Source organism: Microvirga sp. P4_A5 (assembly GCF_056402495.1).
The window spans coordinates 1-12,460 of the sequence record NZ_JBFUHH010000113.1; the positions used below are offsets into that span (position 1 = coordinate 1).

The 12,460-nt window shown below is 64.7% G+C and carries 11 protein-coding genes; 1 reads left to right on the forward strand and 10 read right to left on the reverse strand.

Annotated features, from left to right (window positions below; all coding sequences use genetic code 11):
• Positions 1–150: 150 nt before the first annotated feature.
• The 9 genes from AC1DVM_RS20165 to glyA all read right to left on the reverse strand — a co-directional run bounded on the left by AC1DVM_RS20165 (position 151) and on the right by glyA (position 9,350).
• A complete protein-coding gene (locus tag AC1DVM_RS20165) occupies positions 151–2,280 on the reverse strand; it encodes a sodium-translocating pyrophosphatase (protein WP_477257419.1) in 2,130 nt (709 codons plus the stop codon).
• Positions 2,281–2,445: 165 nt separating this feature from the next.
• Positions 2,446–3,672, reverse strand: a complete 1,227-nt coding sequence (locus AC1DVM_RS20170; RefSeq protein WP_477257402.1) for an MFS transporter — start codon at positions 3,670–3,672, stop codon at positions 2,446–2,448.
• Positions 3,647–4,627: a thiamine-phosphate kinase gene (gene thiL, locus AC1DVM_RS20175; RefSeq protein ID WP_477257404.1), complete on the reverse strand. Its 981-nt coding sequence runs from the start codon at positions 4,625–4,627 to the stop codon at positions 3,647–3,649. Before thiL ends, AC1DVM_RS20170 begins: the two co-directional genes overlap by 26 nt.
• Before the next feature lie 10 nt (positions 4,628–4,637).
• Positions 4,638–5,120, reverse strand: a complete 483-nt coding sequence (gene nusB, locus AC1DVM_RS20180) for a transcription antitermination factor NusB (protein ID WP_477257406.1) — start codon at positions 5,118–5,120, stop codon at positions 4,638–4,640.
• A gap of 2 nt (positions 5,121–5,122) precedes the next feature.
• Entirely contained in the window at positions 5,123–5,611 is a 489-nt protein-coding gene (gene ribH / locus AC1DVM_RS20185; protein ID WP_477257408.1) for a 6,7-dimethyl-8-ribityllumazine synthase, read from the reverse strand.
• Positions 5,612–5,778: 167 nt separating this feature from the next.
• Positions 5,779–6,411 carry a riboflavin synthase gene (locus AC1DVM_RS20190; protein ID WP_477257410.1) on the reverse strand — a complete coding sequence of 211 codons (633 nt, stop codon included), beginning with the start codon at positions 6,409–6,411 and terminating at the stop codon, positions 5,779–5,781.
• Positions 6,412–7,533 (reverse strand): bifunctional diaminohydroxyphosphoribosylaminopyrimidine deaminase/5-amino-6-(5-phosphoribosylamino)uracil reductase RibD, encoded by a 1,122-nt coding sequence (gene ribD / locus AC1DVM_RS20195; RefSeq protein ID WP_477257412.1) that lies wholly within the window; start codon positions 7,531–7,533, stop codon positions 6,412–6,414.
• On the reverse strand, positions 7,530–8,033 hold the full coding sequence (gene nrdR, locus AC1DVM_RS20200) for a transcriptional regulator NrdR (RefSeq protein ID WP_477257414.1): 504 nt from the start codon (positions 8,031–8,033) through the stop codon (positions 7,530–7,532). The genes ribD and nrdR overlap by 4 nt, the downstream gene beginning before the upstream one ends.
• 15 nt (positions 8,034–8,048) lie before the next feature.
• A complete protein-coding gene (gene glyA, locus AC1DVM_RS20205; protein WP_477257415.1) occupies positions 8,049–9,350 on the reverse strand; it encodes a serine hydroxymethyltransferase in 1,302 nt (433 codons plus the stop codon).
• A 256-nt stretch (positions 9,351–9,606) separates the two neighbouring features.
• Between glyA and AC1DVM_RS20210 the strand changes: the two genes are divergently transcribed.
• A complete protein-coding gene (locus tag AC1DVM_RS20210; protein WP_477257417.1) occupies positions 9,607–11,049 on the forward strand; it encodes a hypothetical protein in 1,443 nt (480 codons plus the stop codon).
• Here the strand turns inward: AC1DVM_RS20210 and AC1DVM_RS20215 are convergent.
• Positions 10,956–12,401, reverse strand: coding sequence for a L,D-transpeptidase family protein (locus AC1DVM_RS20215; RefSeq protein WP_477257422.1), 1,446 nt, complete (start codon positions 12,399–12,401; stop codon positions 10,956–10,958). The two genes, AC1DVM_RS20210 and AC1DVM_RS20215, sit on opposite strands and share 94 nt — an antisense overlap.
• Positions 12,402–12,460 lie beyond the last annotated feature (59 nt).

Here is a 12,460-nt window from a genome sequence, read left to right on the forward strand (position 1 = left end):
CGCTTTATCCTGACAGGCTGGCGGTTATGGGTTCCCGGCCCGCTTCGCGCCCCGGAATGACGGGAAGAGCTCGAGATCGGCCATACAAGAGTACAAAAAACCCCGCGGCTCGCACCGCGGGGTTTTTCTTGGGTCGTTGATCGGTCTCGATCAGGCGCTGTGGGCGAGAATGGCCAGCAGCAGCAGCGCGATGATGTTGGTGATCTTGATCGCGGGGTTCACGGCGGGGCCCGCCGTGTCCTTGTAGGGGTCGCCGACGGTATCGCCGGTCACGGAGGCTTTGTGGGCTTCCGATCCCTTGTGGTGAACCACGCCGTTGGCATCCGTGAAGCCGTCCTCGAAGGACTTCTTCGCGTTGTCCCAGGCGCCGCCGCCCGACGTCATCGAAATGGCGACGAACAGGCCGGTGACGATCACGCCGAGCAGCATGGCGCCGACGGCCGAGAACGCCTGCGACTTGCCGGCGATCGCCAGCACCACGTAATAGGTGACGATGGGCGCCAGCACCGGCAGGAGCGACGGGACGATCATCTCCTTGATGGCGGCCTTGGTGAGCATGTCCACGGCGCGGCCGTAATCCGGACGCTCCGTTCCCGCCATGATGCCGGGCTTCTCGCGGAACTGCCGCCGCACTTCCTCAACCACCGCGCCCGCCGCGCGACCGACCGCCGTCATGGCGATGCCGCCGAACAGGAACGGGATGAGGCCGCCGAACAGGAGGCCCACCACCACGTAGGGGTTGGTGAGCGAAAAGTCCGGCTTCACGCCCTGGAAGTAAGGGAACTGGGCCGCATTCTGGGTGAAGTAGTTCAGGTCGGACGTATAGGCCGCGAACAGCACGAGAGCGCCGAGACCCGCGGAACCGATGGCGTAGCCCTTGGTGACGGCCTTGGTGGTATTGCCGACCGCGTCGAGCGCGTCCGTCGAGCGACGGACTTCCTTCGGCAGCCCCGCCATCTCGGCAATGCCGCCGGCATTGTCCGTGACCGGTCCGAAGGCGTCGAGGGCCACGATCAGGCCGGCGATCGCCAGCATGGCCGAGACCGCGATGGCGATGCCGAAGAGGCCCGCCAGCGTGTAGGACGAGATGATGCCCGCGATGATGACGATGGCCGGCAGCGCCGTCGATTCGAGCGACACCGCCAGACCCTGGATCACGTTGGTGCCGTGACCCGTCACCGAGGCTTGCGCGATGGACCGCACGGGACGGAAGCCGGTGCCGGTATAGTACTCGGTGATGACCACGATGAAGGCGGTGACGCCGAGCCCGATGACCGCGCACCAGAACAGGTTCAGCCCCGTGAAGGCCGCGCCGGTGACCGGACCGAAGCCGATCATGCCCCAGGTCACGAGGGCGATGGCGCCGACCGAGAGGATGCCGGTGGCGATCAGGCCCTTGTAGAGCGCTCCCATGATCGACTCGTTCTGGCCGAGTTTCACGAGGAACGTGCCGATGATCGACGTCACGATGCAGGCAGCCCCGATGCCGAGCGGATAGAGCAGCATGGTGTCGAGGTTCGGCTGTCCGTTGAAGAAGATCGCCGCGAGCACCATGGTGGCGACGACGGTCACCGCGTAGGTCTCGAACAGGTCGGCGGCCATGCCGGCGCAATCGCCCACGTTGTCACCGACATTGTCGGCGATGGTGGCGGGGTTGCGCGGGTCATCCTCCGGAATACCGGCTTCCACCTTGCCCACGAGGTCGCCGCCGACATCCGCGCCCTTGGTGAAGATGCCGCCGCCCAGACGGGCGAAGATCGAGATCAGCGAGGCGCCAAAGCCCAAAGCCACGAGGCTGTCGATGACGACCCGGCTCGAACCGGGCAATCCCTCGATGCGGGTGAGGTAGCCGAAATAGAGCGCGACGCCGAGCAGCGCGAGGCCGGCGACGAGCATGCCGGTGACCGCGCCCGACTTGAACGCCACGTCGAGGCCGCCGCTGAGCGACTGGGTCGCCGCCTGCGCGGTGCGCACATTGGCGCGGACCGACACGTTCATGCCGATGAAGCCCGCCGCCCCCGACAGGATGGCGCCGATCGCAAACCCGATGGCGACGCGGATGCCGAGGAGGTAGGCGAGGATGACGAACAGGACGACACCGACGATCCCGATCGTGGTGTATTGCCGCCGAAGATAGGCCTTCGCACCTTCGGCGATCGCGGCCGCGATCTCCTGCATGCGCTGAGAGCCTGCGTCGCGCTTCATCACATCGTTGATGGCCCAGAGGCCATAGACGATGGACAGGAGCCCGCCCAGGATAATGAGGGTAAGTGCCATAATGCCGTCCTTGTTATGGGAAGGCAGAGACACGACCGCGCAGCCCCAGAAGGCCCCCGAGTCGCCCTACCCCCAGCGAAGTTCACGAACGCTGCCAAAAATCAATGCAGGCCGCAACGCGACTTGAGCATGAATCACAGGACTTGCGTACGGAATCACAGGAAGACTCTACGCCGGGGCGACTATTTTCCGACGGTGCTGCCAAAACAGCAGCCCGAGGGCGATGAGAACGGGCGGGAAGACCATCCAGTTGACGAGGTCCCAGCCGCTGAAATTCAGGAGCGTGCCGGAGCCGAAGGAGGCCGTGGCGGTCGATCCGAAGACCAAAAAGTCGTTGGCGGCCTGCACCTTCGAGCGCTCCTCGGGCCGGTAGCAATCCGTCACCATGGCGGTGGCGCCGATAAAGCCGAAATTCCAGCCCACGCCCAGCAGCACCAGCACGGCCCAGAAATGCGCGACGGTAATGCCTGAGAGGCCGATGACGGCCGAGAGGCCGATCATGATCAGGCCCGCCGCCGTCACCCGCTCCTTGCCGAATCGGACGATGAGACGGCCCGTGAAGAAGCTCGGCGTGAACATCGCCAGGATATGCCATTGGATCCCCAGGGCGGCCGCGCCGACCGGCAGCCCGCACCCGATCATCGCAAGGGGCGCGGCGGTCATCAGGAAGCTCATGAGCGCATAGGACACGACGCCGCAGACCACCGCCACGATGAAGCGCGGCTGCGAGATGATCTCCCGCAAGGGCCGTCCGCCGCTGCGTGTGGCATTCGGCACGACGGGCGGGGCGCGCAGGAACGACACGACCAGGATGGCGACGAGCGCAAGGCCGGCCTGTCCGAGGAACGCGCCCGCGAAGGCGACGCCGGGGATCATGTCCTGGGTCCAGATGACGGTCTGCGGCCCCACGATACCGGCCGCGATGCCACCGCTCATCACCCACGCGATGGCGCGCGGGCGGAAGCCTTCGGAGGCGGTATCGGCCGCCGCGAAGCGATAGCTCTGGATGAAAGATGAATAGAAGCCGGCGATGAAGGTCCCGAGGCAGAAGATGAGAAAGCTCGTGGAGGCGATGCCGAAGGCCGCCATGCAGCCCGCCAGCACCCCGATACTTCCGCCGATCACGTAGCCCGTCCGCCGGCCGGCCCGCCTCATCAGAATGGCGGCCGGGATTGTGCCGAGGGCGAGGCCGAGATGGCTGAGGCTGACCGGCACGGTGGCGAATTGCTTATTGTCCGCCAGCATCTGGCCGACGATGCCGCCCAGCGAGACCACGATGGCGGGATTTGCTCCCCCGAGCGCCTGCGCGCAGGCCAGCACCAAAGCGTTGCGCTTGGCCAGGCGATCGCCGGATACGGCCGCGGGGCCCTCAGAAATGCGCGTATGAACCGACATCGTACCGTCTCTCGACTTCGCCCAGCCGGAAGACCGGCCTGTCGTCGCCGGGGACGACCTGTCCGATGACGGCGATGGGAATGCCGACCCTATCTGCCTCTTTGCGCAGCATGTCGAGACGGGTTGGCGGCACGGTGCAGAGAATTTCGTAATCGTCCCCACCCGTCACCATCCTGTGCAGCAAAGCCCCATCGACCTCGACGAGCTTTCGCGCCGCGTTCGAGACCGGCACCTGCGCCAGTTCCACGACGGCCGAGGCGCCGCTTGCCCGCATCATTTTGGCGAGGTCTCCCGCAAGGCCATCCGAGACATCCATCGCCGCGCTCGCATGCTCCCGGAGGGCTGCCGCCAGCCGATGGCGCGGTCGTGGATGGAGATAGCGATCGGCGAGGAAGGCCGCGTCGTCAAACCCGAGCCCGGCAGCCAAAATGGGGGTCTTCCGTAAGGCCAACCCGAGCGCAGCATCGCCGATGGTCCCCGACACGCAGATCGCATCCCCCACACGGGCCGTCGTTCGCCGCACCATCCGGCCCCCTGGGACCTCGCCGAAAGCCGTGATCGCCAGTGCCAGGGGCCCGGGGGTCTTCACCGTGTCGCCGCCGAGGAGCACGCAGGAAAATTCAGCGGCCGCCGTCTCCAGGCCGGCGACGAATCCCGACAGCCAATCTTCCGTCCAATTGTCCGGCAGCATGAGGTTGAGAAGAAATCCGCGCGGCTCGGCGCCCTTGGCGGCAAGATCCGACACGTTGACGCCCAGCGCCTTGCGGGCAATCGAGCCGGGGGCGTCGTCGGGCAGGAAATGGACGCTCTCCACCAGCGAATCCGTGGTCAGCACCAAATCGTATCCGGGCCGAGGAGAAAGGCACGCGGCGTCGTCCCGCAGCCCGAAAGCGCCCTCTCCCGCCAAAGGCGCGAAATAGCGAGCGATCAGGTCGTCCTCGGAGGGACGCGTCATCCGTGCATTCCTAGCGCTTCGCCGGTCCGGCCGATTTCTTTTCCAGTTCGCCGGCACGGACGTCGCGCGCCACCGTATCGAGCACGGCGTTGACCAGTCCCGGCTCGTCCTGGTCGTAGAAGCCATGGGTGACGTCCACGTATTCGGTGATGACGACCCTTGCCGGAACGTCCTTGCGGAACATCAACTCGAAGACGGCGGCCCGAAGGATGGCGCGCAGGACCGCCTCGATCCGCGCCAGCGGCCAGCCGGCGGCCAGCGCCGCGTCGACCTTCAGGTCGATGGCGCGCTGGTCCTTCACCACGCCTTCGAGGATGGTGCGGAAGAAGGGCACGTCGGATGGCTGGAACTTGATGCCCTCGACCTCGCGACCGAGCCAATGGGATTCGAACTCGGCCAGCGCGTCGATGACGCCGGTCCCCGACAGGTCCATCTGGTAGAGGGCCTGCACGGCGGCGAGGCGGGCGGCGGAACGCTCGGAAGGTTTGGCCATGATCAAAGCTCCCGAACGTTTCTCTTGATGCGCAGGACAGCAAGCGCGGCCTCGACCGCGCCGCCGCCCTTGTTCATGTCGGCGACCCGCGCGCGGGCCCAAGCCTGCTCGTCATTCTCGACCGTCAATATGCCGTTGGCGAGGGGAATGCGCCGCTGCACGGACAAATCCATCAGGGCGCGCGCGCTCTCGCCCGCCACGATGTCGTAATGGCCCGTTTCGCCGCGAATGACGCAGCCCAGCGCCACGACCGCATCATAAGGCTTGCCGAGCTCTTCCGCCGCGTCGAGCACGATGGCGATGGTGGACGGGATTTCGAGCGCGCCGTCGACCGTCAGCACATCCACGCTGGCCTGCGCCGCCTCCGCGGCACCCTTCGCGCCCCGCAGGAGTTCGTCCGCGATATCGTCGTAGAAACGCGCCTCGACGATGAGGATGCGGGCGCCCGGCACGGGCGGACGGGTGGTGGGCTTGGCGTGTGTTGCGACCATGAGGAACTATCGATTTCGGCTTGGCAGAACGACATCCCGAGAAGAGCCTTTGGCTCGTCCTGCGGGATCGTCCATGCACTCTGAAAGACGCCTGCATCGTTCGAGCCGGACCAGAGTCCCGCTCGGACATGAAGGCTATCAAGGCGGATCAAGATTATCCCGCCTCCCTACCCCGCGTTGCCTGCCTCTGCAAGCCGTGCGGCATACCGCGCCATGAGATCGACCTCGATGTTCATCTTGTCGCCGGCCTGCCGCTCCCCCCAGGTGGTGACCGACAGGGTGTGCGGGATGATGAGAACCGAAAAGACATCGCCGTCGACGGTGTTCACCGTGAGCGACGTGCCGTCGAGGCACACCGAGCCCTTTTCGGCGATGAATTTCGCAAGCTGGGGCGGCACCTTGATGTCGAACCGCGCGGTCGGCCCCCAGGGGTTGTCGCCCGCAGTGATCGCCTCGCGGGCGATGATGGTCGCTATTCCATCCACGTGGCCCGTGACGATATGGCCGCCGAGTTCGTCGCCGATCTTGAGGGAGCGTTCGAGATTGACCCGTGTCCCGACTTTCCAGTCGGGAACCGTCGTGCGCGCCAGCGTTTCGGCCGCCGCGTCGACGTCGAACCAGCATCCATCGCCGAGGGGCCCGACCGCCACCACCGTCAGGCAGGGCCCGCCGCATGCGATGGATGCGCCGAGCGCGATGGTCGAGGGGTCGAACGTGGATTCGATGCGCAGCCGCCGGAGCGGGCCGCCTCCGGATACCGTGCCGATCCGGCCGACATCGGTCACGATGCCTGTGAACATCTAGGCTATCTCCCAGAACATGAAGAGGTCCGATCCGAGTTGCTCTTGGCCCATGAGGCGCATTTCGTTCATTCTGTCGTGAAGCGCCGGGCCAACAGCGGAAATGTCGCCCTCGCCTCTCGCTGTACGCCCGGTGACGAGAACCAGTTCGTCCACCAGACCCGCCTGCGCCAGCCCTTCGGCCAACGCAGGGCCCCCTTCGCAGAAGACCCGCGTGATGCCCCGCGCGCCGAGCAATCGCAGGGCATCCGGCAGGACGACGCGGCCTCTCGCGTCGGCATCCACGCGCAGAACCTCGACTCCGGCGGCGACCAGCGCCCTCTCCGCCTCGATCGATGCGTCAAGCGCCGCGACGATCCAGGTCGGATTGCGCCGGGCGGTGGCGACGAGGCGGGACGTCAGGGGCGTGCGCAAGCGGCTGTCCATGACGACCCGGACGGGCGATCGATCTTCGAGCCCCGGCAACCGGACGTCGAGCATCGGGTCGTCCGCCAGCACCGTGTCGATTCCCACCATGATCGCATCCGCATGGGCCCGCATGAGATGCACCCGGGCATTGGCGATCTCGCCGGTGATCATCAGCCTCGGTCCATGGCGGCGTCCGGCGAACCCCTCGGTGCTCCGGGCCAGTTTTACGGTGACGGCGGGCCGTCCCGTCCTGACCCGCGTGAGATGGCCACGATGAAGACGCCTTGCATCCTCCGCCAGGCACCCGGCCGTCACGGAGACACCGGCTTCCCGCAGGCGGGCATGACCATGGCCGTAAACGCGGGGGTCCGGGTCCTCCAGGGCGGAGACGAGGCGGGCGATTCCAGCGTTCAGAACGGCGTCGACGCAAGGCGGCGACTTGCCATGATGGGAGCAGGGTTCGAGCGACACGTAGAGGGTGGCGCCACGGGCGCGCTCCCCGGCCTCGGCCAGGGCGACGCGCTCGGCATGCGGCCTGCCGCCCGGCTGGGTATTGGCCTGCGCGATGATGACCGGCACCGGCCCGCTCTCATCCACCACCACGGCGCCCACGGAGGGGTTCGGCCAGGTCAGGCCGAGATGGCGCGCGCCGAGCGCCAAGGCGAGCCGCATGAAGCGTTCGTCCTGCGGCGTTGCCTTGAGATCGGCGGTCATTCGGGCGCGCGGGCGTGGCGGGGCCCGTCGGACCCGTCATCGTCGGGATCCTCGCTCGCCAGCCGCACCAGAATCTCCTCGAAATCCTTCGCTTCGCGGAAGTTCTTGTAGACGGAGGCGAAGCGCACATAGGCGACATCGTCGAGGCCCTTCAGCCCCTCCATGACGAGCTCGCCCACGGTATCGCTGCGCACCTCGCCCTCGCCCATGCTTTCGAGCTGGCGCACGATGCCGTTGATCATCCGCTCGACCCGCTCGGGCTCGACGCTGCGCTTGCGCAAGGCGACGGCGACCGACTGCTCCAGCTTGTCCCGGTCGAACGGCACCCGCCTCCCGGAGCGCTTGAGCACGAACAGCTCGCGCAATTGAACCCGCTCGAACGTGGTGAACCGCCCCCCGCAATCGGGACAGATCCGGCGGCGGCGGATGGCCGATGAATCATCCGTCGGCCGGGAATCCTTCACCTGTGTGTCCAGGCTCCCGCAATAGGGGCAACGCATCGGCGGCTATCGACCTCAGGCGTAAATGGGGAAGCGGCGGGTGAGCTCGTGTGCCCGCTTCTTCACGGATTCCTCAACGGCGCCATTCTCTTCCGGGCCGTTCTTCGCAAGTCCGTCGAGGGCCTCGACGATGAGATTGCCCACATTCTGGAACTCGGCGACGCCGAACCCCCGGGACGTCGCGGCCGGCGTGCCGAGGCGGATGCCGGAGGTGACCATGGGCTTCTCGGGATCGTAGGGCACGCCGTTCTTGTTGCAGGTGATGTGCGCCCGACCCAGGGCCGCCTCGGCCGCCTTGCCGGTCAGGCCCTTGGGCCGCAGGTCCACCAGCATCAGGTGGTTGTCGGTGCCGCCCGCCACGATCGCGTATCCGTTCGACAGCATGGTGTCGGCCAAAGCCTTGGCGTTTTCGACCACGGCCCGTGCGTAGACCTTGAAATCGGGCCGCAGCGCCTCGTGGAAGGCCACGGCCTTGGCGGCGATCACATGCATGAGCGGACCGCCCTGGAGGCCGGGGAAGATCGCCGAATTGACCTTCTTGGCGATGTCCTCGTCATTGGTCAGGATCATACCACCGCGCGGGCCGCGCAGGGTCTTGTGGGTCGTGGTGGTCACCACATGGGCATGAGGGAACGGCGACGGATGCGCGCCGCCCGCGACGAGACCGGCGAAATGGGCGATATCGACCATGAAGAACGCCCCGACCTCATCGGCGATCTCGCGGAAGCGGGCGAAATCCCAGAACCGCGAATAGGCCGAGCCGCCGGCCACGATCACCTTCGGCTTGTGTTCGCGGGCGAGGCGGGCCACTTCGTCCATGTCGATGAGCTGGTCGTCCTCGCGGACCTTGTAGCTGACCACGTTGAACCACTTGCCCGACATGTTGACGGGCGAGCCGTGGGTGAGATGCCCGCCGCAGGCGAGATCGAGACCCATGAAGGTGTCGCCGGGCTTCATGAGCGCCATGAACACCGCCTGGTTGGCCTGGCTGCCGGAATTGGGCTGCACGTTGGCGTAACGGCATTCGAAGAGCCGGCAGGCGCGCTCGATGGCGAGCTCCTCGGCGATATCGACGAACTGGCAGCCGCCGTAATAGCGCCGGCGCGGATAGCCTTCGGCGTATTTGTTGGTCATCACCGAGCCTTGCGCCTCGAGCACCGCCTTCGAGACGATGTTCTCCGACGCGATCAGCTCGATCTCATTCCGCTGGCGACCGAGTTCGAGCTCGATGGCGCGGGCGATCTCGGGATCGCTGTCGGCAAGGCTCGCCGAGAAAAAGCTGTTGGACATGTGGCTCGTCGCCTCGCTGGCACTCATGATAACCCTCGCCCTCTGAACCCCGCTTAGCGGGGAGTAGTCGGTCACCCAATAGCAACCAGACAGTCCGATGCGAGGGCCTTTACCACGGGGCGCGCAGGGACGCCAAGGTCGGCGATGAGAGCCCACTCCGGCATCGCTCAACTGCTCGGCGGCTTTGAGCGGCAGCAGTTCTATTTCAGATTGACGATTTTTAATTGAAACGTTATTGCATACAATGTTCTAATTATCCGAGCCCTACGTTTCGAGATCCCCCATGGCCACTTTGTTCCCCTCCCTACTTTCCCAAGCTCTGGCACAAACGACCGAAAGCGACGACATCATCAGCATCGCCGGCAGCGATATCCCCGGAGGTGTTTTTGACGGCCAAGGAGGAACGGATACCCTTGAGCTGCTGGGAGGCGGGGAATTCGATCTTATGCTTGCCGGYGGTTTCCGAAACTTCGAAATCATCAAGGGCTCAGCCTTGGCCGACCGGATCGTGCTCGGCTCGGGTCAGATGGCCGGCATTCGCGCGATTGACGGCGTCGCCTCGACTGGTCCGTCCAGCAACTCTAACTTTCTTGAACTCGTCGGCCAGAGCTTCGATCTTCGGGCTATCGCGATCTCGAACATCAACGGTATTTATCTTGAGACGGGATCTGACAACGCAACGGTCGTCGTCGGCGATTATGCCACTGCTATGAAATTCAGGGGCCTGTATACGCAGAACGACCATCTCATTGCTCAGGGCGTGAATCTGACTGCAACCGATATCGAGCTGCTCCATCGCTTGGGTGTAGACAAAATTACTTACGGTAACGGCGTCACGAGCATCGATTCCGCGCCGGTTCTGTCCGGTCYGCAAGGAGATGTCGTTACGGCTCCGATTGGCGGCAGCATCCTCATCGATGCAGGCAGCAACGCGACTGTTTCGGATGACAGTGGCCCAGTCGCAGGCCTCTATTTCAGCGCCCAATCGACCCACTTCACTGGTAGTTTCAGCCTTCAGAAGTCTGCGCGGGTGTCATTCTCGCTTGGACAAAAGGGGTCTGTCTTCGTCGACGGAGTCATTGTCGGTGAGTTCGATATGTTCTTTTCGCAACTGTCGTTCTCATTCAACGCCGAAGCAACTTCGGACCGCGTCTCCCAAATCATTCGGTCGGTCGCTTATTCAACATCCAGCTCAGCCAGTAAGACGGACATACAGATCACGGTTACGGATGCCGGCTCAAGGTTCTCGCGCGCCACCGTATCCGTTCTGTCCGAAGGTTATGTTCCAACCGAGGGCGAAACTCCCGGCGAAGTCCTCAACGGCACCAAGACGGCGGACAGACTTGTCGGCAAGAAGGGAGATGACAAATTGTCGGGCAAACTCGCCAATGACATCCTCACCGGCGGCGCGGGCAAGGACATCTTCGTCTTCGATACCAAACCCGGCAAAAAGAATGTCGACAAGATCACCGATTTCCGCGTTGTCGACGATTCCATCCATCTTGAGAATTCCATCTTCAAGACCCTCGGCAAAAAGACCGGAATGCTCAAGAAGGCCGCGTTTTGGGTCGGCGCGAAGGCGCACGACGCCTCCGACCGCATCGTCTACGACAAGAAGATCGGCGCCCTGTACTATGATGAGGACGGCTCGGGCCGGAAGGCAGCCGTCAAGTTTGCAACCATCAACAAGGTCGGATTGAACGAGAAGGATTTCTTCATCGTCTGAGCATTCCGCTGCCGATCCGGATCGGCTTCACGCATCATCTGTTTTACAAAAACGCCCCGCCATGAAGCGGGCCGTTTTTGTCGCAATCCAGCAGGCGAAACYCAGTTCTGCAAGAACATCTCTTCGTCGGGCGCATTCGGCACGCGGCTTGCGACCGGGATCGCGTTGCCGAGGCCGTCCTTGTTGTAGATGTCGTCGCGGAATTGCACGAGGCCGTCGGGGGTCGCCCAGGCGGTCACGTAGGTCCAGTAGATGTTGACGGGATTGGCGACGCGCGCATCCGTGCGCGAGCCGGATTTGAAGGTCGCGTCGATCTGTTCGCGGCTCCAGCCGGGGGTGTCCTTCAACAGCCACTCGATGTAGTCGCGCACGTTCTGCACGCGCACGCAGCCCGAGGACACGAAGCGGAAATCGTCGCCGAAGATGCCCTTGGAGGGCGTATCGTGCATGTAGACGCCGTGCGGATTCGGGATGTTGATGCGCACGAAGCCCATGGAGTTCAGCTCGCCACCCGGATCCTGCCGGAAGCGATAGCGCGTCGCCTCGTCGGAAAACCAGTTGACCTGACTCGGGGTCAATTCGGTAGCGCCGTTGAAGATGCGGATCTTGTTGTCGGTCAGGTAGTTCGGCTCCTTCTGCATCTTGGGGATCAGGTCCTTGCGGATGATCGATGCGGGCACCGTCCAATAGGGGTTGAAGTTGATCTCGACGACCTTGGAGCTGAGGAGCGGAGATTGCCGATCGCTCTTGCCGACGCCTGCCGCATGGCGCGTGTGCACCATGCCGGCTTCGACGGTCTCGACGAGCGCCGCCGGAATGTTCACCACCACGTAGCGGTTGCCGAGGTTGCCGGCGTGACTGCGCAGGCGGCCCATATTGATCTCGAGCTGGCGGATGCGCACGTCGACCGGCACATTCATCGCCGTCACCGTCGCGCTCGTCATGGTGCCGGTGGAGCTGAGCCCGTGCCGGGCCTGAAAGCGGCGAACGCCGGCTTCCACATAAGAATCGTAGATCGGCGAATCACCCGCCGAGGGATCGATATCGCCGGTAACGATCAGGCGTTGGCGAAGGGCCACCACCGCCGGGCTCTTGACGCCGACGCGCAATCCGTCGGCGCCGCGCAGGGCCTGCCAGCCGCCGCGGGCGGAGATGCCGCGATATTGCTCGATCATCTGCTCGGTAGCGGCCACGGTCTCGGCCGACAGCATCGGCGTCGTGGTGCGTTTCACCCGGGTGCGGGAGACCGCTTCGTAGTTCTGCGACCACTCGGCCTGGTTCTGGGCCCAGACCGAGGTCGGGGTGGCGACGAGGGCGAGCGTTCCTGTCAGGAGCGTACGGCGAGACAACATGAGCGCAGGCTCTTTCATGAGAAGGTTTGGGTGGACCGGCGGAGCGAACACCGCGACGC

Excerpts from the sequence above, each read along its gene's own strand:
- nrdR (WP_477257414.1), bottom strand. The coding sequence starts at position 8,033 with ATGCGTTGCCCCTATTGCGGGAGCCTGGACACACAGGTGAAGGATTCC.
- AC1DVM_RS20190 (WP_477257410.1), bottom strand. The coding sequence starts at position 6,411 with ATGTTCACAGGCATCGTGACCGATGTCGGCCGGATCGGCACGGTATCC.
- AC1DVM_RS20170 (WP_477257402.1), bottom strand. The coding sequence starts at position 3,672 with ATGTCGGTTCATACGCGCATTTCTGAGGGCCCCGCGGCCGTATCCGGC.
- thiL (WP_477257404.1), bottom strand. The coding sequence starts at position 4,627 with ATGACGCGTCCCTCCGAGGACGACCTGATCGCTCGCTATTTCGCGCCT.
- ribD (WP_477257412.1), bottom strand. The coding sequence starts at position 7,533 with ATGACCGCCGATCTCAAGGCAACGCCGCAGGACGAACGCTTCATGCGG.
- ribH (WP_477257408.1), bottom strand. The coding sequence starts at position 5,611 with ATGGTCGCAACACACGCCAAGCCCACCACCCGTCCGCCCGTGCCGGGC.
- glyA (WP_477257415.1), bottom strand. The coding sequence starts at position 9,350 with ATGAGTGCCAGCGAGGCGACGAGCCACATGTCCAACAGCTTTTTCTCG.
- nusB (WP_477257406.1), bottom strand. The coding sequence starts at position 5,120 with ATGGCCAAACCTTCCGAGCGTTCCGCCGCCCGCCTCGCCGCCGTGCAG.